The organism is Methylophaga lonarensis MPL (assembly GCF_000349205.1).
Taxonomy (GTDB): domain Bacteria; phylum Pseudomonadota; class Gammaproteobacteria; order Nitrosococcales; family Methylophagaceae; genus Methylophaga; species Methylophaga lonarensis.
In genome coordinates this window covers 1-25761 of the sequence record NZ_APHR01000004.1, presented here as the reverse complement: position 1 = coordinate 25761, position 25761 = coordinate 1, and the positions used below count along the sequence as shown (strand labels likewise).

22 protein-coding genes are annotated in these 25761 nt (G+C 50.9%); 13 read left to right on the top strand and 9 right to left on the bottom strand.

What is annotated here, in order from left to right; translation table 11 throughout:
* Nucleotides 1-17 precede the first annotated feature (17 nt).
* The gene (def, locus tag MPL1_RS00745) at nucleotides 18-521 is read right to left on the bottom strand and encodes a peptide deformylase (protein WP_009725221.1); all 504 of its coding nucleotides are present in this window, start codon (nucleotides 519-521) and stop codon (nucleotides 18-20) included.
* 168 nt (nucleotides 522-689) lie between these two features.
* Nucleotides 690-1013 carry a c-type cytochrome gene (locus MPL1_RS00740; protein ID WP_009725220.1) on the bottom strand — a complete coding sequence of 108 codons (324 nt, stop codon included), beginning with the start codon at nucleotides 1011-1013 and terminating at the stop codon, nucleotides 690-692.
* Nucleotides 1014-1209: 196 nt separating this feature from the next.
* On the opposite strand from MPL1_RS00740, the gene MPL1_RS00730 reads away from it, so the two are divergent.
* The 4 genes from MPL1_RS00730 (at nucleotide 1210) to topA (ending at nucleotide 6227) form a co-directional block, all read left to right on the top strand.
* The gene (locus MPL1_RS00730; protein WP_009725219.1) at nucleotides 1210-2244 is read left to right on the top strand and encodes a LysM peptidoglycan-binding domain-containing protein; all 1035 of its coding nucleotides are present in this window, start codon (nucleotides 1210-1212) and stop codon (nucleotides 2242-2244) included.
* Nucleotides 2245-2319: 75 nt separating this feature from the next.
* The gene (dprA, locus tag MPL1_RS00725; protein ID WP_009725218.1) at nucleotides 2320-3372 is read left to right on the top strand and encodes a DNA-processing protein DprA; all 1053 of its coding nucleotides are present in this window, start codon (nucleotides 2320-2322) and stop codon (nucleotides 3370-3372) included.
* A gap of 9 nt (nucleotides 3373-3381) precedes the next feature.
* The gene (locus tag MPL1_RS00720) at nucleotides 3382-3849 is read left to right on the top strand and encodes a DUF494 family protein (RefSeq protein WP_009725217.1); all 468 of its coding nucleotides are present in this window, start codon (nucleotides 3382-3384) and stop codon (nucleotides 3847-3849) included.
* A gap of 92 nt (nucleotides 3850-3941) precedes the next feature.
* Entirely contained in the window at nucleotides 3942-6227 is a 2286-nt protein-coding gene (gene topA / locus MPL1_RS00715) for a type I DNA topoisomerase (protein WP_009725216.1), read from the top strand.
* On the opposite strand, the gene MPL1_RS00710 is transcribed toward topA, so the two are convergent.
* From MPL1_RS00710 to purE, 3 genes are read right to left on the bottom strand one after another with little or no spacing between them, the layout of a single operon-like run.
* The gene (locus tag MPL1_RS00710) at nucleotides 6224-6490 is read right to left on the bottom strand and encodes a SelT/SelW/SelH family protein (protein ID WP_268743736.1); all 267 of its coding nucleotides are present in this window, start codon (nucleotides 6488-6490) and stop codon (nucleotides 6224-6226) included. The genes topA and MPL1_RS00710 overlap by 4 nt on opposite strands.
* 23 nt (nucleotides 6491-6513) lie before the next feature.
* Nucleotides 6514-7644, bottom strand: coding sequence for a 5-(carboxyamino)imidazole ribonucleotide synthase (locus MPL1_RS00705; RefSeq protein WP_040576732.1), 1131 nt, complete (start codon nucleotides 7642-7644; stop codon nucleotides 6514-6516).
* Nucleotides 7645-7652: 8 nt separating this feature from the next.
* Nucleotides 7653-8150 (bottom strand): 5-(carboxyamino)imidazole ribonucleotide mutase, encoded by a 498-nt coding sequence (gene purE, locus MPL1_RS00700; RefSeq protein ID WP_009725213.1) that lies wholly within the window; start codon nucleotides 8148-8150, stop codon nucleotides 7653-7655.
* Between the two features lie 247 nt (nucleotides 8151-8397).
* On the opposite strand from purE, the gene gltB reads away from it, so the two are divergent.
* The 3 genes from gltB to hemE all read left to right on the top strand — a co-directional run bounded on the left by gltB (nucleotide 8398) and on the right by hemE (nucleotide 15452).
* Nucleotides 8398-12867, top strand: a complete 4470-nt coding sequence (gene gltB / locus MPL1_RS00695; RefSeq protein WP_040576731.1) for a glutamate synthase large subunit — start codon at nucleotides 8398-8400, stop codon at nucleotides 12865-12867.
* A 17-nt stretch (nucleotides 12868-12884) separates the two neighbouring features.
* Nucleotides 12885-14291, top strand: a complete 1407-nt coding sequence (locus tag MPL1_RS00690) for an FAD-dependent oxidoreductase (RefSeq protein WP_009725211.1) — start codon at nucleotides 12885-12887, stop codon at nucleotides 14289-14291.
* Between the two features lie 96 nt (nucleotides 14292-14387).
* Nucleotides 14388-15452 carry a uroporphyrinogen decarboxylase gene (hemE, locus tag MPL1_RS00685; RefSeq protein ID WP_009725210.1) on the top strand — a complete coding sequence of 355 codons (1065 nt, stop codon included), beginning with the start codon at nucleotides 14388-14390 and terminating at the stop codon, nucleotides 15450-15452.
* 67 nt (nucleotides 15453-15519) lie between these two features.
* Here hemE and MPL1_RS00680 read toward each other — a convergent pair whose 3' ends face one another.
* Genes MPL1_RS00680 through MPL1_RS00670 form a run of 3 tightly spaced genes read right to left on the bottom strand, consistent with a single transcriptional unit; the run spans nucleotide 15520 to nucleotide 17876 of the window.
* Nucleotides 15520-16749: an ammonium transporter gene (locus MPL1_RS00680; RefSeq protein WP_009725209.1), complete on the bottom strand. Its 1230-nt coding sequence runs from the start codon at nucleotides 16747-16749 to the stop codon at nucleotides 15520-15522.
* Between the two features lie 18 nt (nucleotides 16750-16767).
* On the bottom strand, nucleotides 16768-17106 hold the full coding sequence (locus MPL1_RS00675) for a P-II family nitrogen regulator (protein WP_009725208.1): 339 nt from the start codon (nucleotides 17104-17106) through the stop codon (nucleotides 16768-16770).
* Between the two features lie 56 nt (nucleotides 17107-17162).
* Entirely contained in the window at nucleotides 17163-17876 is a 714-nt protein-coding gene (locus tag MPL1_RS00670; protein ID WP_009725207.1) for a TorF family putative porin, read from the bottom strand.
* A 301-nt stretch (nucleotides 17877-18177) separates the two neighbouring features.
* Here MPL1_RS00670 and lgt point away from each other — a divergent pair, with 301 nt between their 5' ends.
* Nucleotides 18178-18957, top strand: a complete 780-nt coding sequence (gene lgt / locus MPL1_RS00665; protein WP_040576736.1) for a prolipoprotein diacylglyceryl transferase — start codon at nucleotides 18178-18180, stop codon at nucleotides 18955-18957.
* Here lgt and MPL1_RS00660 read toward each other — a convergent pair.
* Nucleotides 18941-19300 carry a diacylglycerol kinase gene (locus MPL1_RS00660; RefSeq protein WP_009725205.1) on the bottom strand — a complete coding sequence of 120 codons (360 nt, stop codon included), beginning with the start codon at nucleotides 19298-19300 and terminating at the stop codon, nucleotides 18941-18943. The genes lgt and MPL1_RS00660 overlap by 17 nt on opposite strands.
* A 130-nt stretch (nucleotides 19301-19430) precedes the next feature.
* Between MPL1_RS00660 and mnmG the strand changes: the two genes are divergently transcribed.
* The 5 genes from mnmG (at nucleotide 19431) to MPL1_RS00635 (ending at nucleotide 25686) form a co-directional block, all read left to right on the top strand.
* Nucleotides 19431-21314 carry a tRNA uridine-5-carboxymethylaminomethyl(34) synthesis enzyme MnmG gene (mnmG, locus tag MPL1_RS00655; RefSeq protein WP_009725204.1) on the top strand — a complete coding sequence of 628 codons (1884 nt, stop codon included), beginning with the start codon at nucleotides 19431-19433 and terminating at the stop codon, nucleotides 21312-21314.
* Nucleotides 21314-21940 (top strand): 16S rRNA (guanine(527)-N(7))-methyltransferase RsmG, encoded by a 627-nt coding sequence (gene rsmG / locus MPL1_RS00650; protein WP_009725203.1) that lies wholly within the window; start codon nucleotides 21314-21316, stop codon nucleotides 21938-21940. Before mnmG ends, rsmG begins: the two co-directional genes overlap by 1 nt.
* 9 nt (nucleotides 21941-21949) lie before the next feature.
* The gene (locus MPL1_RS00645; protein ID WP_009725202.1) at nucleotides 21950-22723 is read left to right on the top strand and encodes a ParA family protein; all 774 of its coding nucleotides are present in this window, start codon (nucleotides 21950-21952) and stop codon (nucleotides 22721-22723) included.
* Nucleotides 22724-22745: 22 nt separating this feature from the next.
* Complete coding sequence (locus MPL1_RS00640; RefSeq protein WP_009725201.1) at nucleotides 22746-23609, top strand: ParB/RepB/Spo0J family partition protein; 864 nt, start codon at nucleotides 22746-22748, stop codon at nucleotides 23607-23609.
* Nucleotides 23610-23853: 244 nt separating this feature from the next.
* Nucleotides 23854-25686 carry a methyl-accepting chemotaxis protein gene (locus MPL1_RS00635; protein ID WP_009725200.1) on the top strand — a complete coding sequence of 611 codons (1833 nt, stop codon included), beginning with the start codon at nucleotides 23854-23856 and terminating at the stop codon, nucleotides 25684-25686.
* Nucleotides 25687-25761 lie beyond the last annotated feature (75 nt).

Below are 25761 nucleotides of genomic sequence, written 5' to 3'. Positions count from 1 at the left end.
GGAGAGGAGGGCTGGGTTCAAAGCTTCTGTTTTTGGTGTTTTTCCAGACGTTTTTTGATGCGCTGACGCTTGAGGTTGCTCAGATAGTCGACAAACAGTTTTCCATCGAGGTGATCAATTTCGTGCTGGATACAGGTTGCCAGCAAGCCTTCGGCTTCAAACTCCTGTACTTCACCTTGTAAATCCAGCGCCTTGACCCGAATTGTGTCAGCACGGCTAACGACCTCATAGGCTTCGGGTACGGAAAGGCAGCCTTCCTGATACTCACGCTCGCCCTCGGCGGCAACGATTTCCGGGTTGATCAAGGTCAGTGGTTGACTCTGGTCTTCTGAGATATCAATGACGATCACCCGCTTTTCGACGTTCACCTGAATTGCCGCCAGGCCGATGCCGGGTGCCGCATACATGGTTTCCAGCATATCCGCCGCGAGCTGACGTATGTCGTCGTTAACCTCATCAACAGGCTGGGCAATGTTACGCAGTCTGGGGTCAGGAAAGTGCAAAATGTTCATCAGTGCCATGCAGATACCATTTATCAAAAAACACTACTCAGACCTCGTTTCAAGGCCCAGAGTTTTTGTATTATAAGGTCTGTTGATCTTTGATAGCCATCACTGCCAGCAGTGATGTATCGTCAACGGATGCTGCTCTGCGTTAATGCACATGATAAATCATCAGTGATGAACAGATCATTCTGGCTTGAGGCTTGAATAGAATGCAGACAGGTTGCGAATATCTTCATCACTGAGATTGCTCGCCTGCATTTGCATAATCATGGCCATTTGGCCGTGACGCTGCTTGTCCCGGTAGGCGGTCAATGCAGAGACCAGATATTCGTAATTCTGTCCCGCAAGATTGGGATAGATAGGCATGGTGGCGATGCCGTTGGCGCCGTGACATGTTGCGCAAATGGCCGATCCGGCTTTTCCTGCCGAGATGTCACCTTCCGCGATGACAGCCTGAGCATTCAGGCCGATCAGTGTCATAAGTGCAATTCGGGACATATTCTTCATGGGCAAACTCTCGATTTATCTGCAAGCCTGGAGCAGCACAGAGTCTGCTGCCGAAACTCCAAACCTTGCCATGTTGATGGGTCAGTGTTTTTATTATGCACATCGCTTGATATGTGTTATCGCTTATACCACACTAACAGCGTTGCTTGTCTACTATGTCAGGACCCGGATAGCCTGACTTCATGAGGACCAAACTATGATTCGTCGCCTTTGTCTGAGCCTGTTGTTGTTGACACTGAGTTTTCCGCTGATTGCCAACAACGTAGAGCTGAACCCGAATCACCCGGAACGCTATGTCGTCCAGAAAGGTGACACACTCTGGGACATTTCAGGGAAGTTTTTGAAGCACCCCTGGCACTGGCCGGACATCTGGTCTGCCAATCCACAGGTAGAAAACCCACATCTTATTTACCCCGGCGATGAATTGACACTGGTGTGGCGTGATGGCCGACCAGTACTGGAATTGTCCAGAGGTCTGCCGGCGTATCGCATGTCACCGCAAGTCAGGGATATCACACCTGAAGCCGCAATCCCGGCTATCCCGCTGTCTCTGATTGGCCCGTTCCTGAGTAAGCCGCGCGTGGTTGGTGAAGAGTTGGTTGAGCTGGCTCCTTATGTAGTTGCTACAGCAGATGAACGAATCGTCACCGGTGCCGGCGATACTATCTACGCGCGTGGAACCGATGCCTACGACAGTGAAATGTTCAGTATTTTCAGGCCTGGGGATGCCTACAAGGACCCAGATACCGGTGAACTATTAGGCTACGAGGCTATTTATGCCGGAGAGGGTGCGGTGACCAGGGCCGGTGATCCCTCAACATTGCAATTGGTTAAAACCACTCGGGAAGTCATGGTGGGTGACCGCTTGCTGGAGGCGGATGATGACAGTTTCGATCTGACCTTCTTCCCGCGCAGACCGGAACAGGATATCAGCGGCAGCATTATCTCAGTGGTCGATGGCGTATCGCAGATAGGGCAGTATCAGATTATTGTGCTGAATCGTGGTGCGCGCGAGGGGCTTGAAACCGGTCATGTTTTCTCGGTCTACAAACGTGGTGAGACCATTCGCGACACCGTAAGCCAGGAGCGAAATGCGATGGTGACATTGCCAGAAGAGCACGCAGGTATTGCGATGGTGTTCCGGGTGTTCGAAAAAGTCAGCTATGCCATTGTTATGAAGGCGTCAACAGCGATCAACATTCACGACACGATCAGATCGGTGGATTTATAGGAGACGATTCTGGACAGATTCAGCGGCGAACAGCTCAAAACAGCCTGCTGGCTGGCACTGCAAAGGATTTCAGGTGTGGGCCCAGTCACTTACGGCCGCATCCTCGATCACTTCAGTGAGCCTTTGCAGGTGTTTCACAATCCGGAGTTGGCACGCAAAATCGCCCCCGATCTCCACCAGTCCCTGTTGGCTGCCGATTGGGATTCGGTCGAGAAAGACATGGACTGGCTGGAGTCTGATTCCCAGCGTCATTTAATCACGCTTAATGATCCCCGCTATCCTTCACTGCTCAGAGAAATTTCTGATCCACCGCCGCTGATTTTTGCACACGGTGACATCAGCCTGTTGTCAAAGTGGCAACTTGCGGTTGTTGGCAGTCGAAACCCGTCAACGTCGGGGCGGGATTTGGCCTATGACTTTGCGCGCTATTTGAGCCAGGGAGAGCTGGTGATCACCAGTGGTTTGGCAACAGGCATTGATGCTGCGGCTCACAAAGGCGCACTGGCTGGTGGTGGCAAGACCATTGCGGTTGTTGGTACCGGGCTGGATCGTGTTTATCCCGCCAGCCATCGGCAGTTGGCTCATGACATCGCCGGCAATGGACTGATTGTTTCAGAGTTTCCATTGGGTACCTCGCCTCGACCAGAAAACTTCCCAAGGCGAAACCGAATTATCAGCGGATTGGCACTGGGCACTTTGGTGGTTGAAGCAGCATTGAAGAGTGGTTCATTGATCACTGCCAGGATGGCATTGGAACAAGGACGAGAGGTATTTGCCATTCCTGGCTCAATTCACAATCCATTGGCAAGAGGTTGCCATCAACTGATTCGTGAAGGTGCAAAACTGGTTGAAACAGCCAATGACATTATTGAGGAACTGGGAGCGCTGGCAGCAGTCTCTATCAGCTCAGAAGCGGCGCCAGTCATCAATGACGATGACAACATTTCTGTTGACGCAGACTATCAGGCATTGTTTGCGCATCTTGGATATGACCCGATTCACGTAGACACACTGATAGCCCGCAGTGGATTGACGGCCGATGTGGTTTCATCCATGCTGTTATTACTGGAGCTCAATGGCCAGGTCGCTTCAATGCCGGGTGGACGCTATATTCGCACCGGCTCATGAGAGAGATTGATGAAAGAGAACGTAATTGATGTGCTGTTGTATCTGTTCGAGAACTACATAGACTCGGAAGATAGCGTAAAGCCAGACAAGGACGCGTTGGAGCTTGAGCTGGAGCAGATTGGCTTTCAGGAAAAGGAAATCAGCAAGGCACTGGACTGGCTGGACAGCATGACAGTGCTTGCGGGAGAACAACCCAGCATTAATGCCAGCATGCGCATGTTCATGCCTGCCGAGCTGGAAAAACTGGATGTTCAATGTCGTGGCTATTTGCTGTTTCTGGAACAGGTTGGTGTGCTGGACACTGATACCCGCGAAATAGTCATTGAGAGAGTCATGGCGCTGGAAACAGACGAAATCGATCTGGATCAGCTCAAATGGGTGGTTTTGATGGTGCTGTTTTATCAGCCTGGTCGTGAAGTGGCTTATGCCTGGATGGAGGATCTGGTGTTTGAAGATCTTGAAGCCGTGATCCACTAACGGTACACCGCCTGCGTCATTGTTCACACTTAGCCCGTCTTGTAACGGGCTTTGTTGTTTAAGAGCCTTATGTTTTTTTGGTGTTGATATTTATGGGAAAAAAACTCGTCATCGTTGAGTCTCCGGCCAAGGCCAAGACCATCAAGAAATACCTCGGCAAAGATGTCGAGGTGCTGGCCTCCTATGGCCATGTACGAGATCTGCTGCCTAAAGAGGGCGCAGTAGATCCTGGCAACGACTTTGCCATGAAGTACCAAGTGATCGACCGTAACAGCAAACATGTAGAGGCCATCGCCAAAGCAATGAAGGGTTGTGATGCCTTATATCTGGCAACGGATCCGGATCGTGAAGGCGAAGCCATTTCCTGGCATTTGTTTGAGCTGCTTAAAAACAAGGGTGTTTTGAAAAATAAAGAAACTCACCGAGTGGTGTTTCATGAAATTACCAAGCAAGCCGTCAACGATGCGGTAGCCAACCCACGCGAGCTTTCCATGCACCTTGTTAACGCACAGCAAGCGCGCAGGGCTCTGGACTATCTGGTTGGCTTCACCTTGTCACCCTTACTTTGGAAAAAAGTACGTCGCGGTTTATCCGCCGGCCGGGTGCAAAGTCCGGCATTGCGAATGATTGTTGAGCGTGAGCTGGAAATTGAAGCTTTCAAGGCGCGGGAATACTGGACCATCGAAGCTGATGCCGCAGCTGAAGACAAACCTTTTCAGGCAAAACTGACCCACTTTAAAACCAAGAAGCTCAGTCAGTTTTCAGTTGATAACGCAACGCAAGCCAGCGAGGTTGTTGCTGAGTTGAATCAAGCTGCTCAGGGCAAGCTGCTGGTAACCGAGGTCGAGAAAAAGCAACGCAAACGCAATCCTTCGGCACCTTTTACCACCTCAACCTTGCAACAGGAAGCCTCTCGCAAACTGGGCTTTGGCGCGCAACGAACCATGAGTGTGGCGCAGCAGCTGTACGAAGGTGTTGATACCGGCGAGGGCGCGGTGGGTCTTATCACCTACATGCGTACCGACTCTGTTGCTTTGGCAGCAGAGGCTGTCGCAGAAATTCGCCAGCTGATTGCCAGTAAATACGGCAATCAAGCGGTGCCATCAAAACCGCAGGAATACAAAACCAAATCCAAGAATGCTCAGGAGGCGCATGAGGCGATTCGTCCTACCTCGGTGATGCGTACGCCCGATGAGATGAAAGCTTGTCTGTCGGCGGATCAGCTCAAGCTATACACGCTGATTTGGCAGAGAACCATGGCCAGCCAGATGATCCATGCCACGCTTAACACCGTTGCGGTGGATTTAGGCTGTGGCGCTGGCAACACTTTCAGAGCCACCGGCTCAACGGTAGTGAATCCTGGCTTTATGAGTGTTTACATGGAAAGCCATGATGAAACACCTGAGGACAAGGATGAAAAACTGTTGCCGCCGATGGAAGTTGGCCAGGTGATCAGTCTGGAACAAATTCGTCCAGAGCAACATTTCACCGAGCCACCACCGCGTTACAGCGAAGCCAGCCTGGTGCGGGCGCTGGAAGAGCACGACATCGGTCGTCCTTCAACCTACGCCAGCATTATCTCCACCCTGTTACAGCGTGAATATGTTGAGCTGGTCAACAAACGCTTCCACCCAACCGATGTGGGGCGGGTTGTGGGCAAGTTTCTGGTTGAGCACTTTACCCGCTATGTTGATTATGGATTCACGGCACAGCTGGAAGATGAACTGGACGCAGTTTCACGAGGTGAGGAAGAGTGGATTCCGTTGTTACGCAACTTCTGGGGACCGTTCAAGGAGCAGGTCGAGACCAAAGACAAGGAAGTACAGCGTAGTGATGTAACACAGGAATTGCTGGACGAAGACTGCCCCAAATGCGGTAAGAAATTATCCAGCCGACTGGGTCGCAGCGGCCGCTTTATTGGTTGTACCGGTTATCCGGAGTGTGATTACACCCGCAACATCAATGGTGAAGAGACCTCGGCCAGCGAACCAGAAGTGGTTGAAGGTCGGAAATGTCCTAAATGTGATTCTGATCTGTGGATTCGAACCGGTAAATACGGCAAGTTCATCGGTTGCAGCAGCTATCCAAAATGCAAACATATCGAGTCGTTGGAGCAACCAGCCAACACTGGTGTGATCTGCCCGAAATGCAACAAGGGCGAAATCCTGACGCGCAAATCCAGACGCGGCAAGGTGTTCTACTCCTGTTCGGAATACCCGAGCTGTGACTACGCCTTGTGGAATGAACCGGTCAAGGAGCCTTGCCCGAATTGTAATTGGCCAATCCTGACGCTGAAAACCACCAAGAGCAAAGGCACTGAGAAGGTGTGTCCGCAAAAAGATTGCGGCTACAGCGAAAAAGTTGAATCAGCCGATTAAGTTTTCTTGTCGGAATGTCCCAAATCACGCTGCGGGTCGATAATGTCCCGCAGTTTTTGTTTGAGCTCTGAAAGTTCTGGAAACCGGCCTTCATCCTTCCGGGACCAGATAAGCTGATCATCCACACGCACTTCAAAAATGCCGCCAGTGCCGGGCTTGAGCACGACTTCGGCAATGTCGCCATCAAAGGTAGTCAGCAGTTCCTGTGCTGTCCAGCTGGCTCTCAACATCCATCTGCATTGACTGCAGTAATGGATGAGCACGCGATGACCCGTGTCACTCACAGTCAGTCTGCCTTGAGCGCCTCAAACACCTGTGACGCTTGATTCAGGGCGGACTCAGCAGCGTCGTCAAGCACGTTGATGTGGCCCATTTTGCGGCCAACACGGGCTTCTTTTTTCCCGTACAGGTGCAGTTTGACATTTGGCAGCTGCAAAGCGGCTTGCCAGTTAGGTTGTGAGCTGCCCCAGACATCGCCAAGCAGATTAATCATCACGACGGGCGTAATTAGCGAGGTATCACCGCTGGCGAGACCACACAGCATTCTGACTTGCTGTTCAAACTGTGAGCTGTGGCAGGCATCCAATGTGTAATGACCGGAGTTGTGAGGTCTCGGCGCGATTTCGTTGGCGATGATGTTGCCGGATTGGTCAACAAAAAACTCAACGGCCATGGTGCCGACGTAATTGAGTCCGGCGGCAATTTTGTCAGCCATTTCAATCGCAGTTTGTTGTTGAGCCGAGCTGACGGTAGCAGGCACGCGGGTAGAATGCAGAATGCCGTTCACATGCACATTCTCGGCAACCGGGAAGTTGTAGACCTCGCCGTTTTCGCTGCGGGCCAGTACCACGGAGATTTCACGATCCAGTTGAATACGCTGTTCCAGCACACACTCTTTCTGACCAAGGGCTTCAAAGGCCTGCAGTGCTGCATCAAGATTTTCACAAACAATCTGGCCTTTGCCGTCGTAACCAAATGTGGCTACTTTCAGGATCGCTGGAAATTGGACGCTGTGGGTTGCTGCGATCAGATCTTCTTGACTATGGATGCTGGCAAATGGAACCGTTGCAATACCAAGGCTGTTGATAAAGCGTTTCTCAACATTGCGATTTTGTGTTTTTGCCAAGGCCGTTGAAGAAGGGTGGACAACGGTTCGCTGCTCAAGAAAGGCCAGTGTGCTGGCGGGAATATTTTCAAACTCAGTCGTGATTGCGGCACATTGTTCAGCCATTTGCTTCAGAGCTTGCTCATCGGTATAGCTGGCGCAAATGTGTTGATCGGCGATAATGCCGGCGGGACTATTTTGATCAGGGTCGAGTACGACAACCCTGTAGCCCATTGATTGAGCTGCGCTGGTGAACATACGGCCTAGTTGACCGCCTCCGAGCATTCCGAGTGTTGATCCGGGCAATATCATGATGGCGCTTATTCCGCTTTGGGGGGGAGTGTCATGGCGAGTACCGCTTGTTCTTGCTGCTGACGGAATGATTCGAGTTTTTGACGAAGCGCATCATCCTGTATCGCCAGCTGGGCAATGGCAAACAAGGCTGCATTTGCGGCGCCTGCTTCACCAATCGCAAAAGTCGCTACCGGTATGCCTTTGGGCATCTGTACAATGGACAACAGCGAGTCCTGACCTTTCAAATACTTTGACGGAACAGGGACGCCCAATACCGGAACGCAGGTATTGGCTGCCAGCATGCCTGGTAGATGGGCGGCGCCACCGGCCCCTGCAATGATGCAGCTGAGGCCTCGTTGTTGCGCAGTTTTGGCATAGTCACTCAACAGGTCTGGAGTTCTGTGTGCTGATACGACGCGTGTCTCATGAGGCACGCCAAAAGCCTCAAGTTGCTCGACGGCTTTTTGCATCACAGGCCAGTCACTGGTGCTGCCCATGACGATGCCGACAACCGGTTTAATCATGATAGTTCCGTTGCATTGCCAGAAAAGCAGTGCATTTTAGCTATTTTATTGAAAATAGGAAAATTTACTGCAGTATTTCCGGTCATATAGAGCACGGCAATAATTGAACGGAAGGGGACGAGTCGATATACTAGGTGATCCTTTCTGCCGTCTTTAGTTGTACACGTTCCTTATCAACCCAATTCCGAGGGGCCGGTTAACCGGAGGGTAACGTGGCGGCGTAAACAGTAACTTAAAGGTACGTGACGTGAGTCAGCCAACTGAATTGACACAGGGTCTTTACCGGCCCGAATTTGAAAGAGACAACTGTGGCTTCGGCCTTATCGCACAAATGGATGGCAAGCCCAGTCACTGGCTTGTTAAGACTGCGATTGAGGCACTGGGCAATCTGACCCATCGCGGCGCTATCGGCGCTGATGGCAAGACCGGTGACGGTTGTGGCTTGTTATTGAAAAAACCTGATAGCTTCTTTCAGGCGGTAGCTAGTGAACTTGGTTTCACGCTGGCGGATCGCTATGCCGTCGGTATGGTGTTTTTATCACAGGATTCTGCCAAGGCTGCCAATGCGCAACAGGCCGTGGTTTCCGCAGTCAAGCAACAAGGTCTCGAAGTCCTGGGCTGGCGTGATGTGCCAGTAGATGCTGAGTCAGCCTGTGGTGTTGAAGCACTGCGTTCGTTACCGGTAATGCGTCAGCTGTTTATCAACGCGGCTGATAACATGGATGACGCTGCTTTTGAGCGCGCTCTGTATATCGCAAGACGCAAAGCTGAAAAAGCCATTACGGACGACTCGGATTTCTATATTCCCAGCCTCTCAGCTCAAGTCGTTTCCTACAAAGGTCTTGTAATGCCGTCGTACCTGCCGGTTGTTTACAAGGATCTGAACGACGAGCGCCTGGAAACGGCCATTTGTGTGTTCCATCAGCGTTTTTCTACCAATACCTGGCCTCAGTGGCGTCTGGCTCAACCGTTCCGCTATCTGGCGCACAACGGGGAAATCAATACGGTTCAGGGTAACCGCAACTGGGCGCTGGCACGTGGTGCCAAGTTTGCCACATCACTGATTGAAAACATGGATGATATCCGTCCACTGGTGGGTACCACCGGGTCGGATTCTTCCAGCATGGACAACATGTTGGAGGCGCTGCTTGCCGGTGGCGTTAACCTATTCCGTGCCATGCGTTTGCTGATTCCACCTGCCTGGCAGAATGATCCGACTATGGATGCCGATCTCAAGGCATTCTATGACTTTAACTCCATGCACATGGAACCTTGGGATGGCCCGGCTGGTGTGGTGATCACAGATGGTCGGTATGCCGCCTGTACGCTGGACCGTAATGGTCTGCGTCCGGCACGTTACATCATCACCAAAGATCGTCACATCACATTGGCTTCAGAAGTCGGTGTATATCAGTACAACGCTGAAGATGTTGTGGCCAAAGGTCGTCTGAAACCTGGTCAAATGCTGGCAGTTGATACGCAAACCGGCGAGCTGATGATGCCGGATGCCATCAACGACATGCTCAAGTCGGCACAGCCTTATCAGCAATGGCTGGCAGACAATCTGATTCGCCTCAAAGACGGCGCAGATGATGAAACCGGCCCAGCAATTGAGGGTGAATCGCTAGGCATTTATGAAAAGCTGTATGGCGTTTCATTTGAAGAGCGCGATCAGGTCTTGCGTGTGCTGGGCGAGGACGGCCAGGAAGCAGTCGGCTCCATGGGTGATGATGCGCCATTCCCGGTGATGTCGACCCGTGTCAGGTCGCTCTATGATTATTTTCGTCAGCAGTTTGCTCAGGTGACCAATCCACCGATTGACCCGCTGCGTGAAAACATTGTCATGTCCCTGGAAACCTGTATCGGTGAAGAGCGTAATCTGTTCGAAGAAGGCGAAGACCATGCGCAGCGAGTTGTGGTCGACTCGCCGGTGCTGTCTGAGAGCCAATTCCGTCAGATCCTGTCTCTGGGTGACAAAAATGATGAATATCGCTTATCAACCATAAGCCTTCAGTACGCAAAAGACACTGATCTTGAGAGCGCAATTGATGCTATCTGCCAACAGGCAGAACAGTTGGTTCGTGATGGTGTTGTGGTGCTGGTGCTGAGTGATCGCAATATCCACAAGGATCAGCTGCCAGTTCATGCCCTGCTGGCAACCGGTGCTGTTCACCAGCACTTAATCAAGGCCGGACTGCGTTGTGATGCCAATATTGTGGTTGAAACTGCGACAGCACGTGATCCGCATCACTTTGGTGTGTTGCTGGGCTATGGGGCGACGGTGATTTACCCCTATCTTGCCTATGCCTGCCTGAATGATCTGATTCGGACTGGAGAAATCAAAAACATCAACCGTGTTGAAGCCTGTCAGCGTTATCGCAAAGGTATCAACAAAGGCTTGTTCAAGATCACGTCAAAAATGGGTATCTCGACCATTGCCAGCTACCGTGGCGCACAGCTGTTCGAGATTGTCGGTTTGAATGATGTGGTCGTTGACAAGTGTTTCACTGCGACGACCAGTCGTATCAACGGCACCAGCTTTGAAGATTTGCACCAAGATCAACTGCAACTGGCTGGCCTTGCCTGGAATCAGCGCAAACAGCGCGAGCAGGGCGGGCTGCTGAAATACGTTCACGGTGGTGAATATCACGCCTATAACCCGGATGTGGTGGCAACACTGCATAAAGCGGTGCAAGGCGGCAGTTATGACGACTATAAAGCCTATGCGGACTTGGTCAATGACCGTGAACCGATGGTGTTGCGTGACTTACTCAGCGTCAAGCTGGCAGATCAGCCGCTGGATATTGAGGAAGTAGAAGATCTCGGTCAAATTTTGAAACGATTTGACAGTGCCGGCATGTCATTGGGCGCCTTGTCGCCAGAGGCGCATGAAGCACTGGCAATCGCAATGAACCGCCTGGGTGGTCGTTCAAACTCTGGTGAGGGTGGTGAAGACCCTGATCGTTTTGGAACAGAGCGGGTCTCGAAAATCAAACAAATTGCCTCTGGCCGATTTGGTGTAACACCGCACTATCTGGTCAACGCAGAAGTGTTGCAGATTAAAATTGCTCAAGGCGCCAAGCCAGGTGAAGGTGGTCAGTTGCCGGGTGGCAAGGTCAACCAGATGATTGCTACCTTGCGTCACTCTGTGCCCGGTGTGACTTTGATCTCACCGCCGCCGCATCATGATATTTACTCGATTGAAGATCTGGCGCAGCTGATTTTTGACCTTAAACAAGTCAACCCGGATGCGCTGGTGTCAGTCAAGCTGGTGTCTCAGGCCGGGGTGGGTACGGTCGCAGCCGGTGTGGCAAAAGCCTATGCCGATCTGATCACCATCTCAGGTTATGACGGCGGCACAGGTGCCAGTCCGCTGACCTCAGTCAAGTATGCAGGTGGCCCGTGGGAGCTGGGTTTGTCCGAGGCGCATCAAACGCTGCGTGCTAATGACTTACGCGACAAGGTTCGTTTGCAAACTGACGGCGGCCTGAAAACGGGGCTGGATGTCATTAAGGCTGCAATTCTGGGTGCAGAAAGTTTTGGTTTCGGCACGGGACCGATGGTCGCCTTGGGCTGTAAATACCTGCGTATCTGTCACCTGAATAACTGTGCAACCGGTGTTGCAACACAAAACGAAACCTTGCGAACACAGCACTTCATTGGTTTGCCGCAAATGGTGATGAACTACTTCCAGTTTGTTGCCCGTGAAACCCGTGAATGGCTGGCTAAGCTGGGTGTGCGCAGTTTGCAGGATTTGATTGGTCGTACCGACCTGCTTGAAGTTTTGCCTGGCGCAACCCCCAAGCAGCAAAAACTCAACCTGATGCCTTTGCTGTCGGACGCCGGTATCGCTGCTGATAAGCCGCAGTTTTGTGTCGAGCCCAGCAATGCGCCTTACGACAAAGGTGAGCTGGCAGAGCAAATGGTCCGTGATATCAAGGACGCTATCACCAACAAAACGGGTGGTGAATTCAGTTATCAAATTCGCAATATCAACCGTTCAATTGGTGCAAGGTTGTCTGGCGAAATTGCCAAAGTTCACGGTAACTATGGCATGCGCGACAAGCCTATCCGCGTCAATCTGAAAGGCTCAGCAGGCCAAAGCTTCGGCGTTTGGAATGCCGGCGGCCTGGAGTTGAAACTCGAAGGTGATGCAAACGATTACGTTGGCAAGGGCATGGCGGATGGCAAGCTGACTATTTATCCGTCAGCAGAAAGCAGCTTTGATTCACAAGAAGCCAGCATTATCGGTAACACCTGTCTGTACGGCGCTACCGGCGGTCATTTGTATGCCGCTGGTCGTGCAGGTGAACGTTTTGCTGTGCGTAACTCTGGTGCAATTGCGGTTGTTGAGGGTGTTGGTGATCACGGTTGTGAATACATGACTGGTGGCGTTGTTACAGTGCTGGGCGAGACCGGCCTGAACTTTGGTGCGGGCATGACCGGTGGTCTGGCATATGTGTTGGACCAAGATGGCAGCTTTGCCGAGCGCTACAACAAAGAACTGGTTGAGCTGGTGCGTATTGATAGCGATGAAATGTCAGATCTTGCGCTGCACCTCAAGTCCATGATCGAGGATCATGTGCGTGAAACAGGCAGTGCCTGGGCACATCAGTTGCTTGATAATTTCTCTGACCGCCTTCGTCAGTTCTGGCTGGTCAAGCCAAAAGCCGCGTCACTGGACGGTCTGATTCAGACCGCAACCAAAGCCGCTTAACGCAAGAAACCTGAAAAATGACAAAAAATAACTTTCAATTTCTGGATGTGGGTCGTGTTGACCCAAAAAAGCTTGAAGCTAAGGAACGAGTCAAAGGCTTCGGTGAGATTTATGGCAGTTTTGATGCAGACTCATCAGCTGAACAGGCTGATCGTTGTCTCGAGTGCGGTAATCCATACTGCGAATGGAAGTGCCCGGTTCACAACTACATTCCAAACTGGTTGAAACTGGTCTCTGAGGGCAATCTTGCTCAGGCTGCTGAACTGTCTCACCAAACCAACACTTTGCCGGAAATTTGTGGCAGAGTCTGTCCGCAGGATCGTCTTTGTGAGGGTGCCTGCACACTCAATGATGGCTTTGGTGCAGTCACAATTGGCTCTGTCGAGAAATACATTGCCGATACCGCATTGGCTGAAGGCTGGCGTCCGGACTTATCGCATGTAGTGCCCACCGGTAAACGTGTTGCAGTGATTGGTGCTGGTCCTGCTGGTCTTGGCTGTGCGGATGTTCTGGTTCGTAATGGTGTTAAACCGGTGGTCTATGACCGTTATCCGGAAATTGGCGGCTTGCTGACCTTTGGTATTCCCGAGTTCAAACTGGAAAAAGAAGTGGTCAAGCGTCGCCGCGAAGTACTTGAAGGCATGGGCGTTGAATTTGTACTCAATACCGATATTGGAAAAGACATTCCGTTTCAACAGCTGCTGGATGAGTATGATGCCGTTTTCCTGGGCATGGGCACTTACACCTACATGAAAGGTGGTTTCCCCGGTGAAGATATGCAGGGCGTTCATGAAGCATTGCCTTATCTGGTCGCCAATAACAAACACCTGTTGGATTTGCCAACTGAAGGCTATATCAGTCTGGAAGGCAAGAATGTCGTTGTACTAGGCGGTGGTGATACGGCGATGGACTGTAATCGTACTGCGATTCGTCAGGGTGCCAATAGCGTGACTTGTGCTTACCGTCGTGATGAAGAAAATATGCCGGGCTCACGTCGTGAAGTGAACAACGCGCGTGAAGAGGGTGTCCAGTTCCTGTGGAACCGTCAGCCGATCGAAATTGTTGGTGAGAATAACCAGGTCACAGGTGTCAAAGTAGTCACAACTGCACTTGGTGAGCCGGATGAGCGGGGTCGTCGTCGCCCTGAGCCGGTGCCTGGAAGTGAAGAGATTATCCCTGCCGATGCCGTGGTCATAGCGTTTGGTTTTCGACCCAGCCCCGCTCCTTGGTTCGCCGAATTTGGTGTGAACATTGATGAAGGTGGTCGCGTCGTTGCGCCAGCAGAAGCTCAGCCCGCCTATCAGACCAGCAATCCGAAAATCTTTGCCGGTGGTGATATGGTGCGTGGTTCAGATCTGGTGGTCACGGCCGTCTGGGAAGGTCGTCAAGCGGCAGAAGGTATTCTTGACTATCTTGAGGTCTGATCCAGAGAGCTCATCAAAAGCCGCTGCTGAATGCAGCGGCTTTTTTGTGCGTGACAGAAATGTCGTGCTGAATTGAAATGATGGAAGGTGTTGACTGTGTCTGAATTGAAGAATGATCGTTATTTGCGTGCCTTGTTACGTCAACCCGTGGACAAAACTCCCATTTGGGTGATGCGTCAGGCGGGACGGTACTTGCCGGAATATCGGGAAGTTCGAGCCAAGGCAGGTGATTTCATGACCTTGTGCACAACGCCCGAACTGGCTTGTGAAGTGACATTGCAGCCTTTACGTCGTTTCGACTTCGACGCCTCGATTATTTTTTCTGACATCCTGACGATTCCTGATGCCATGGGACTGGGTTTGCACTTTGTTTCTGGAGAGGGGCCGAAATTTAGTCGCCGCATTGAGAGCGCCCGTGACATTGATAATCTGGCAGTACCAGATATGGAAGATAGTCTGGGGTATGTGATGGACGCCATCCGCATGACCCGGAGAGAGATCGACGGGAAAGTCCCCTTAATAGGATTCAGCGGCAGTCCGTGGACGCTAGCCTGTTATATGGTAGAAGGCGGTGCCAGCAAAGATTTTGCCTTGATCAAAGGCATGATGTTTGATGCCCCCGACGAGATGCATAAATTACTGAGTGTGCTGGCAAAATCCGTGACCAGTTATCTTAATGCGCAGATTCAGGCGGGTGCTCAGGCGATCATGTTGTTTGATACCTGGGGCGGTAGTCTGAGTGGTGACAATTACAGGGCCTTTTCGCTTGCCTACATGCAGCAGATTATCGCAGGCCTGAAGCGTGAGCATGAAGGCAGAATTGTACCAGTCACCTTGTTTACCAAAGGTGGCGGGCAGTGGTTGTCATCAATGGCTGATGTGGGTGCTGATGCGCTGGGTCTGGACTGGACCACCGATATCGGGCTTGCTCGCTATCAGGTCGGTCAACAGGTTGCCCTGCAAGGCAATATGGATCCTTGCGTGTTATATGCACAGCCCGAACGAATCAAGCAGGAAGTGAAAAACATTCTGGCAGCCTATGGTCATGGTAGCGGCCATGTCTTTAATCTGGGTCATGGGATTCACCCAACCATCAACCCAGAACATGTTCAGGCTTTGGTAGAAGCAGTCCATGAATACAGCGCGCCTTATCACCAATAACTAAAAAACGCGGCAATAAAAAAGGGCAGGTAAAACCTGCCCTTTTTTGTTGTGCAGTAAGCAGTGCTTACTTGGTGTTGTTGGTGAACTCTGGATAGGCTTCCATACCACACTCCGCGAGATCCACACCTTCGTACTCTTCTTCTTCAGTGACACGCAGGCCCATAGCCATTTTGATCACTGACCAGACGATGAAGCTGGTGATAAATACCCAGGCGAAGATGGTCACAGCACCGATGATTTGTGCAGCGAAGGTAGCATCGCTGTTAGTCAGTGGTACAGCTAACAGACCCCAGATACCGACGACACCGTGGACAGAGATCGCACCGACTGGATCGTCGAGTTTGAATTTGTCCATCATCACGATAGAGAAGACCACAATGATACCGCCAATCGCGCCGATGATAGTCGCCATCAGAGGTGCAGGTGTATCAGGACCGGCAGTGATTGCGACCAGACCTGCCAGTGCGCCGTTAAGAATCATGGTCAAATCAGCTTTGCCGAACAACAGTTTGGCAACCAGCAGAGCAGCGATAACGCCACCAGCCGCAGCCGCATTGGTGTTCATGAACACGATAGCAACGTCGTTGGCATCAACAATTGTTGATGTTGCCAATACAGAACCACCGTTGAAGCCGAACCAACCCATCCACAGGATGAATGTACCCAGTGTGGCTAATGGCAGATTTGCACCCGGAATCGGACGAACTTCGCCGTTCGGGCCATATTTGCCTTTACGTGGGCCAAGCAGGATTACGCCAGCCAGAGCAGCAGCAGCACCGGCCATGTGAACGATACCGGAACCAGCAAAGTCAGCGTAGCCGATTTCGCCCAGGTCAAACAGACCAAATACAGCTTGTTCACCCCAGGTCCAGGCGCCTTGCATTGGGTAAATGAAACCGGTCAGCACAACAGCAAACGCTGCAAATGACCAGAGTTTCATACGCTCAGCAACGGCACCAGAAACGATAGACATTGCTGTAGCAACGAATACTACCTGGAAGAAGAAGTCAGCTGATGGCGCATAAGTCCATTCATCAGCAACGCCGTCACCCATGATGCCTGACAAGAAGATACCGCCTTCGTACATGATGCTGTAACCAACAATCATGTACATGGTACAAGCGATAGCGTAGAGCATGATGTTTTTGGTCAGGATTTCAGTCGTATTTTTGGCGCGAACCAAGCCAGACTCGAGCATCGAGAAGCCTGCCGCCATCCACATGACCAGGGCACCACATACCAGGAAGTAGAAGGTGTCCAAGGCATACTGGAGTTGGAAGATTTCATTTTCCATTTTTTCTACTCCTCAGTTTTACAGAGCTTCAGGGCCGGTTTCGCCTGTGCGAATCCGAACCACTTGCTCAAGTGGGTACACAAAAATCTTGCCGTCACCGATTTTGCCGGTGTTAGCGCCTTTGATTACAGCCTCAATCACCTGCTCGACAATACCGTCGTCAACGGCAATCTCGAGTTTCAGTTTTGGCAGGAAATCGACAACATATTCGGCACCACGGTAGAGTTCAGTGTGGCCCTTCTGACGTCCAAAGCCTTTTACCTCAGAAACGGTCAAGCCTTGCACGCCGATTTCGGAGAGTGACTCCCGGACATCATCAAGCTTGAAAGGCTTGATAATCGCTACAACTTGTTTCATAGATACTTTCCTTTTGAAAATGACCGCCCTGCCATTGCAGGACGGTCGAAAGGGGTTTAGAAGGTTTTACCAATTGAGAAAACGAATTTGTCACTGGTAGCGCTTCTGCCAAGATCTTCATTGTAGAAATCACCGGCTTTGCTGCTGGTGGCAATGTAGGCCAGAGTCCAGTCAAAGCCGACAAAGTTTTTGCTCAGACCAACGTAGTAGTCAGAGTAGCCGCTGATGCCTAATTTGCTACTGAAATCAGAGTAGCCGTAGGCTGCAGTGAAATCAACACCGTCAAAGATAGGCAGTTCGTAGTCAAACGCTACGTTCCAGTAGTGAACTTTTTCACCACTGCCTTCAAAGTTTTTATCGTAGGCATAGCCCAGGGTGAAGTAGCTATAGCTCAGTGCACCATAGACTTCGTTGTTGTTGAACTCGCTGTCACCAGGGAAGATGTAACGCAGAACACCGATGTCATAGCCAATTCCGGTGTCACCGATTTCGCTGGCAAAACCACCGTATACGTTGATTTCTGAGCCGCCTGCAATGCTGCTGCTCCAGATGCCAGTGTAGAAGCCAGAGATGTGTTCGTAGTCAAAGCTGCCTGAGATGGCAGGTTTGTTGTCTGAAAAGCTGATACCACGGAAAACATAATCTGATGCCAGCTCAACGCTCGCGCTGGTCATGTGTTGTCCGTTTTCGCTTTCCCATGCCATTGCCGTGGTAGTGGCAAAAGTTGTGGTAGCCGCGAGGCACAAAGCAGAAAGTTTGCTCAGTTTCATTCTAGTTGCTCCTAGTTTATTTCAAGTCAGTCTTTAAAGGGTCGTTTGAATGTCACTATGTTGGAAAAATGCAACACACTGTATTCAGACTGCCACAGCTAACGCAGATACCGTGCCATGTTATAAATATCCATTTAAAACAATAAGATGATGTTGTTTGTGAATGTGTGGCGAGCCCTTGTTGAACTATTTTGGTGCGAACAAAAACGATGATGTTAAATTTTGGTGCGATGCTCCGAATCTGCTCACGATGCACAAACTTGATATGATGCGTGCAGCCGATGAGGAGAGCCTGTTAGACATGAATTACCCACTAATCGACCCTGTTGCACTGAATTTAGGGCCACTGCAGATATATTGGTATGGCTTGATGTATCTGTTTGGCTTTGTGGCTGCCTGGGGTTTGGCAAGAATGCGCGCCAGCAGCCATGGCTGGCAACACAACGAGATAGACGATCTACTCTTCTACGGTGCGCTAGGAGTGATCATTGGTGGTCGGCTCGGCTATGCCTTGTTTTACGACCTTGCCGCTAACCTTGATAATCCGATCAATGTGCTGAAAATCTGGCAGGGGGGCATGTCGTTTCATGGTGGTTTGATCGGTGTGTTAATCGCTTTTTGGTGGTTTGCCAGAAAAACCGGTAAGGAGTTCTTCCAAGTCAGCGATTTTATCGCACCGATGGTGCCGCTGGGCTTGTTTGCGGGGCGAATAGGCAACTTCATTAACGGCGAGCTTTGGGGCAGAGTCAGTGACGTACCCTGGGCAATGATATTTCCGGGAGGTGGGCCACTACCCAGGCACCCGTCGCAGCTTTATCAGGCAATGCTGGAAGGCCTGCTGTTGTTTATTCTGCTTTGGTGGTTTTCGAGCAAACCACGACCGAGAATGGCTGTTTCCGGGCTATTCCTGACAGGTTATGGCGTATTCAGGTTTTTGGTTGAGTTTGTGCGCGTACCGGATCCGCAATACGGCTACCTGGCGTTTGACTGGTTCACCATGGGTCAGTTGCTCTGTCTACCGATGATCATTGCCGGTTCGGTGATGTTGTGGCTGGCATACCAGGCTAAGCCAGCAAAATAGTCATCCAGATGGCGGCGCTGATGCACAAGGTCAGCAATACGGCCAGTGAGCCATAGTCCTTGGCTCTGCCGGATAGTTTGTGCTGATCGGTACTGACACGGTCGACAACGCACTCAATGGCTGAATTGAGGGCTTCGACAATCAAGACCACCACCAACGACGCAATCATTGCCAGCCGTTCAAGCGGACTGACATCCAGCCAGAAGGCAATGGCAGACAAGACCAATAGCAGAATCACTTCCTGCCTAAAAGCGGACTCATATCGAATTCCTGCGTACAGACCTTTAAGTGAATAGGCAAAGGCAAAAACCAGTCGTTTGATACCGGTGTTTTTATGGATCATTTTTCAGCTTCCAAGACAGGTTGTTGAGCTCAGCCAGAGGTGATGCCGAGTCTATAAATGATTGAATTTTAGGCAATCATTGTGACTGGCGTGTTAAAATTCGCACTTGCAATTTTTTAGGCTTAAGGTCATGCATTACCAGGATCATTACGATGTTATTGTGGTCGGTGGCGGTCACGCTGGCACTGAGGCGGCGCTGGCATCGGCACGTCAGGGTGTCAAAACCATGTTGCTGTCACAGAACATCGAAACATTGGGCCAAATGAGCTGTAACCCTGCGATTGGCGGTATTGGCAAAGGTCATCTGGTCAAAGAGGTGGATGCGCTTGGCGGTGCGATGGCTCGGGCTGCCGATTTGGCAGGCATCCAGTTTCGCACATTGAATTCCAGTAAAGGCCCCGCTGTTCGTGCCACGCGCGCACAAGCCGACCGCATTCGTTACAAGGCGGCTATTCGAGCCATGCTGGAAAATCAGCCCAATCTGAGTCTGTTTCAGCAGGCGGTTGATGATCTGGTTGTCGAAAATGGTCGCGTGGCTGGCGTGGTGACCCAAGCCGGACTGAGATTTTCAGCCAAGACCGTTGTTTTGACGGTAGGCACATTTTTGGGCGGGCTGATTCATATCGGTTTGCAAAACCATCAGGGAGGCCGTGCTGGCGATCCTGCATCGATAGCCTTGTCCAGGCGTCTGCGTGAATTGCCGTTTCGGGTGGATCGTCTGAAAACCGGTACACCGCCGCGTATTGCTACTCAGAGTATTGATTTCAGCCAGTTAAAAGAACAGCCGGGAGATACCCCGACACCGGTGTTTTCTTTTTTAGGCAAAGCCAGCGATCATCCAAGACAGATTTCCTGCTACATCACCCATACTAACGATCAGACACATGAGGTGATTCGGCAAAATCTTCATCGTTCACCGATGTACAGCGGTGAGATAGAAGGTATCGGTCCGCGTTACTGTCCTTCAATTGAGGACAAAGTCGTGCGTTTTGCAGATCGAAATGCCCACCAGATTTTTCTGGAGCCAGAGGGATTGGAATGTGGCGAGGTGTATCCAAATGGCATTTCAACCAGCTTGCCATTTGATGTGCAATACGAAATCGTTCGTTCGATGAAGGGACTTGAAAATGCCCATATCACCCGGCCGGGTTATGCCATCGAATATGATTTCTTTGATCCGCGTGATCTCAATCCATGGCTCGAGACTCGACATATGCCGGGCCTGTTCTTTGCCGGGCAGATCAATGGCACCACAGGTTATGAGGAAGCAGCGGCACAGGGATTGATCGCCGGCCTCAATGCTGCCTTGCAAGTGCGTGAGCTGGCACCGTGGTATCCGCGGCGTGATCAGGCCTACATCGGTGTATTAATTGACGATTTGATTACCTCTGGCACACGTGAGCCCTATCGAATGTTTACCAGTCGTGCTGAATACCGGCTAATGCTGCGAGAAGATAATGCAGACGTTCGCCTGACACCTATCGGCCGTGAACTGGGCGTTGTGGATGATCTGCGTTGGCAGGTTTTTAATGAAAAACAGGACGCTGTCGAACACGAACAGCAACGCCTGGCAGCCAGCAAGCTGAGTCCCGAAAAACTGGATCAGCAGAAGGTTTCGGCAATACTGGGCGAACCACTCAACAAGGCAACCAACGCACTGGAGTTATTGCGTCGACCCAATGTGGATTACCAAACGCTGATGTCATTACTGGACGAGCAAGTTGCGGTAGCACCGGAAGTTGCCGAGCAGGTGATGATTCAGGTGAAGTATTCAGGCTATATCAACAGGCAACAGAACGAAATTGACCGACTGCAGCGTAATGAAAGTCTGCCGTTACCGGCAGATATGAACTATAAGAATGTTCGAGGTCTGTCCAATGAGGTCAGGGAGAAGCTGGAAGCGGCCAGACCCGTCAGTCTCGGACAGGCAGCCAGAATCTCCGGAGTGACACCTGCGGCAGTTTCTCTGCTATTGGTGCATCTGAAGCGAACCGGCATGAGCGAAGCCAGCTGATGTCGGCAGTATTGCTGGCGCAGCTCGAACAGGGCTGTGCCAGATTGCAGCTCTCATTGACCGAGGGTCAAAAACAACAGCTGGTCGCGTATGTGTTATTGCTGAATAAATGGAACAAAGTCTATAACCTGACTTCGGTTCGAGATCCGCAAGAGATGATGCAGCGTCATATTCTGGATAGTCTGGCTCTGATGCCGTATCTTGATGCTAAAAGTATGCTGGATGTTGGAACCGGCGCTGGCTTGCCGGGAGTCCCGCTCGCAATTGCATTGCCGCAGATGCAAGTGACATTGCTGGACAGCAACTCCAAAAAAACCCGATTTCTTCAACAGGTCAAGGCAGAGCTGAAGCTTACCAATGTCACGGTGGTTCATGGCCGAGTCGAGCAAGCGGCTTTACAAAAGTTTGCGGTAGTGACCGCGCGCGCTTTCGCAACGATTGCTCAAATTATTGATTTGGCAGGCAGACATTGCGATGATTCCGGCAGCCTGGTGTTGATGAAAGGTCTCTACCCCGAACAGGAGTTGCAGCAGATTGGCTCGGGCTTTAAATTGCAGGATGTTGTGTCTCTGGATGTGCCTGGATGTGATGCCGAACGGCATCTGGTTCGGCTGATTAAGGATTAGGGCTCGAATATGGGAAGCATTTTTGCGATCACCAATCAGAAAGGTGGCGTTGGCAAGACCACGACCAGTGTCAATCTGGCGGCGGCCCTTGCTGATTATGGTAGAAAGGTATTGCTGATTGATCTTGATCCGCAAGGCAATGCTTCGACCGGTTGTGGTCTGGACAAGGATGACATTGCCCTGACCAGTTATGAAGTCATCATGACCGAGGCCAAGGCAGCCGATGCGATTATTCGACCTGACAACCTGTCATTTGACGTGATTCCAACCAATTCGGATCTGACGGCTGCGGAAGTCCAACTGCTTGAGGTCAAGCTTCGCGAACACAGACTTCGTCTGGCGCTGGAATCAACCCGCGATCTTTATGACTATATTCTGATCGACTGCCCGCCCTCCTTAAGCATGCTCACGGTCAATGCGCTGGTTGCCTCCAAAGGTGTTCTGATACCGATACAATGCGAGTACTACGCACTAGAGGGATTGTCGTCGCTGCTCAAGACTATCGAGCGAATCAAGCAACGCGCCAACCCCGGACTGGAAATTACCGGCTTGTTGCGTACCATGTTTGATGCACGGAATAATCTTGCGAATCAGGTGTCACGTCAGCTGATTAATCACTTTCAGGGCAAGGTGTTTCACTCAATCATTCCACGTAATGTTCGTCTGGCCGAAGCTCCCAGTCATGGCTTGCCAGTCATCAATTATGATCGGACCTCTCGAGGTTCCATTGCGTACATGGCGCTGGCGAGCGAACTGATGCGCCGTGATAAAAAAGCAGCATAACAGCAGATAATTAGGGAATCCGATGGCTATCAAAAAAAGAGGTTTGGGCAAAGGACTCGATGCACTATTGTCAGATGTTCATCACGAAGAGGGTGATTTAAACGACAGTTTGCAATATTTCCCGCTGGACATGATCCGACCGGGTAAATATCAGCCGCGGATGGATATGTCACAGGAGTCGCTGGAGGAATTGGCTGACTCAATACGCGCCCAAGGGCTGGTCCAGCCAATTGTGGTTCGGCCGATTGATGCCGGTCACTACGAAATCATTGCCGGTGAACGCCGCTGGAGAGCATCCAAACTGGCAGGACTGGAAACTGTGCCGGTGCTGATCAAGGATGTGTCTGATCGCAGTGCCATCGCCATGGCCTTGATTGAAAACATTCAACGTGAAAATCTCAACCCCATGGAAGAGGCTAACGCGCTGTTTCGGCTGCGTGAAGAGTTTGAGATGACCCATCAACAAGCCGCAGAAGCTGTCGGCAAATCGCGGGCAACCGTGACCAACCTGTTAAGGTTACGCAACCTCAATGAGGATGTGAAAAAACTGGTTGAAAATTGCGATCTGGAAATGGGCCACGCCCGCGCTTTGTTAGCGTTGGAAGGCCAAGGCCAATCAGAAGCCGCCTTGCAGATCGTTGAAAAAGGCCTGTCGGTGCGTGAAGCGGAACAGCTGGTACGTCGCTTGTTAAAACCTTCGGCTAAAGCCAAGCCTGAAGCCCCTCAGCCGTCGTTTGAAGAAATCGAGCAACTCGAACAACGCATCATGGAAAAACTCGGCAAGGGTTGCAGCATCAAACACCGAGCCAATGGCAAAGGCAAGCTGGTGTTTGATTATGCCAACGTCGATGAGCTGAAAAGATTGATTCAACAAATTGGCGTCTGAGCCAGCAGCTTTGCTTATCAGAGATTCCTTCTCGCGCTTGCACACAAATAGTGAAAGTCGTGTGTCACTATGGTGCAACTTTGTTGCATCGCTTGCAACAAAGTATCATTCTCGGACCGCACCAAACGGAAATGTGTGAGTTCAATCACACTTTAGCAATCATTTAGCTCGCTCGATGGATCCCATTCATTCGCTGGACTGAAAATTGCTTCCTCACGCTTACTCAAAAGCGGTGGAATCAGCAATGAAACTGTTGGATAGAATATTTAATGCCTCAGAACTTCGTGAAGCAGCGCCAGAGGAAGTTTTGCTGCCAGAGCTTCCGGACACTCCGCATTTTTCAGAAGAAGAAAAGCGGTTTTATCGCTCAATCCAGCTGGTCAGCAGTCAGACGGCTCAACTTTCCAGACAAATTTTTCGTGCACTGGAAGTCCAGCAGAACTTTTTATCCGAAATCGGCCAGCGTACTGACAAACTGGATATGGAGTTGAGGCAGGCCAACGACTATCTAAACAGCTCAAACTCCACCGTTGGTGCATTGCAATCGCAGATAGATGTCGAGGTCAATGATGTCAATGCTGCTGTCGGCCTTGCGATGCAACAAATATCACTGACCTTGAATGAGAAGACTCACAGCGTGGCCGATGTGCTGGATGGCATTATGGAAATTGGTCGTGGCGTGAACATTTTGGCGCTCAATGCGGCAATTGAAGCGGCGCGGGCAGGTGAGCATGGCCGTGGCTTTGCGGTTGTGGCTGACGAAGTTCGACGGCTGGCAGCAATTACCATGGACAGGGCACAGCAGGCGTCCAAACAGCTCGACTTTACTCAAGTTAACGCAGAACTGGACAACATCAGTAAGACCAATGCACAACGATTGAACAACTTTGTAGAAGTCATTCAAGCGGCCACGGCTCAATTAACCGAGTTGTTTCACTCAATCAGTGAGCAATTGACTGCGGTCATGGAAAATACTGCGGTGATCTTCGAAACGCTGGATTTGAGCAATGGTGTGATGCAGCGGATTCACAGTAAAAACAAAATTATTAACGAAGTTGTTGAAGACACCTCAAAAGGCGTGGATAAAATTGATATCCAAGCCGCAGATATCAACGCGGCGCTCAGATCGATGGATGCAACGTTGAAAAAGCTCTATCTGGTTCCCGATGCCGCGCATGATCAGCTGGATGATATTTTGCATCGAGGTAAATTACGGGTTGCGATTGAACCAAACTTTGTCGGTTTGTCATTTCGGGAGAAACTGGGAGAGCCACTCAAGGGCATGGATGTTGACTATGCCAAGGCTTTTGCCAGATATCTTGGTGTGGAATGTGAGTTTATTGAAGCGCCCTGGGATATGTGCACTGAGTTGCTGACGGCAGGCAAGCGATATGGTGAGCCGCCTGCCGACATTGTGATTAGTGCACTACCTCCGTCCGCTGAATACGATAATGTGGCGTACTCAGAAGCTTATACCTATCTTCACTGGGTGCTGGCGAGGCGCAAAGGCGATCACAAAATCAATCGACTGGAAGATCTGGCGGGTAAAGTCGTGGGCATTATCAACGATCCGGCGGCATTTCAGGTGCTCGAAGATCGGGGGCTTCGATGGAGTAGTAATGAGAGCAAACCCGGAGGCAGAATTAAGTTGGAAAATCTGATTGCTTATTCTGATCAGTCTCGCATTCACAATTGCCTGGCCGATGGCGTAGTCGATGCCTTTGGCGTTGATTTACCGATCTACTACTGGGCCTGTGAAAATTCCAACAGTCCCTGGTACGGCAAAATCGAGATTATCCCGGGCAATGTTGCTCAACAACCCTATTACTACACCATGGCAGTCAATGCCTGGGGCTCGAGTTATCGTTTATTGGCAAAGGCCAATGCATTCATTGCCTGGTTTAAACAACAGCCAGAACGCAAGCAGATTGAGCAAAAGTGGCAGGGGGCTGCTGTTACCGGCGACATCAGTTACCGGGATGAGCCGGGTAACCTGATGGGTGAAGCCGATCTCAAAGTTTTATACCACGCCCATTGCCAGAAATTTAACTTAACCCCAAAATCACTTGATACATAATCAAGCCAGGATCTGTTTTTACTGATACTGTCATCACCTCAACTAAGAGAAACGCTGACACAGCTGTCAGTATGA

Coding starts and splice junctions, on each gene's coding strand:
- MPL1_RS00740 (WP_009725220.1), bottom strand. CDS start 1,013: ATGAAGAATATGTCCCGAATTGCACTTATGACACTGATCGGCCTGAAT.
- MPL1_RS00705 (WP_040576732.1), bottom strand. CDS start 7,644: ATGATATTGCCCGGATCAACACTCGGAATGCTCGGAGGCGGTCAACTA.
- purE (WP_009725213.1), bottom strand. CDS start 8,150: ATGATTAAACCGGTTGTCGGCATCGTCATGGGCAGCACCAGTGACTGG.
- MPL1_RS00690 (WP_009725211.1), top strand. CDS start 12,885: ATGACAAAAAATAACTTTCAATTTCTGGATGTGGGTCGTGTTGACCCA.
- MPL1_RS00645 (WP_009725202.1), top strand. CDS start 21,950: ATGGGAAGCATTTTTGCGATCACCAATCAGAAAGGTGGCGTTGGCAAG.
- def (WP_009725221.1), bottom strand. CDS start 521: ATGGCACTGATGAACATTTTGCACTTTCCTGACCCCAGACTGCGTAAC.
- MPL1_RS00640 (WP_009725201.1), top strand. CDS start 22,746: ATGGCTATCAAAAAAAGAGGTTTGGGCAAAGGACTCGATGCACTATTG.
- rsmG (WP_009725203.1), top strand. CDS start 21,314: ATGTCGGCAGTATTGCTGGCGCAGCTCGAACAGGGCTGTGCCAGATTG.
- MPL1_RS00675 (WP_009725208.1), bottom strand. CDS start 17,106: ATGAAACAAGTTGTAGCGATTATCAAGCCTTTCAAGCTTGATGATGTC.
- MPL1_RS00680 (WP_009725209.1), bottom strand. CDS start 16,749: ATGGAAAATGAAATCTTCCAACTCCAGTATGCCTTGGACACCTTCTAC.
- lgt (WP_040576736.1), top strand. CDS start 18,178: ATGAATTACCCACTAATCGACCCTGTTGCACTGAATTTAGGGCCACTG.
- topA (WP_009725216.1), top strand. CDS start 3,942: ATGGGAAAAAAACTCGTCATCGTTGAGTCTCCGGCCAAGGCCAAGACC.
- MPL1_RS00670 (WP_009725207.1), bottom strand. CDS start 17,876: ATGAAACTGAGCAAACTTTCTGCTTTGTGCCTCGCGGCTACCACAACT.
- MPL1_RS00660 (WP_009725205.1), bottom strand. CDS start 19,300: ATGATCCATAAAAACACCGGTATCAAACGACTGGTTTTTGCCTTTGCC.
- MPL1_RS00730 (WP_009725219.1), top strand. CDS start 1,210: ATGATTCGTCGCCTTTGTCTGAGCCTGTTGTTGTTGACACTGAGTTTT.
- MPL1_RS00720 (WP_009725217.1), top strand. CDS start 3,382: ATGAAAGAGAACGTAATTGATGTGCTGTTGTATCTGTTCGAGAACTAC.
- mnmG (WP_009725204.1), top strand. CDS start 19,431: ATGCATTACCAGGATCATTACGATGTTATTGTGGTCGGTGGCGGTCAC.
- MPL1_RS00635 (WP_009725200.1), top strand. CDS start 23,854: ATGAAACTGTTGGATAGAATATTTAATGCCTCAGAACTTCGTGAAGCA.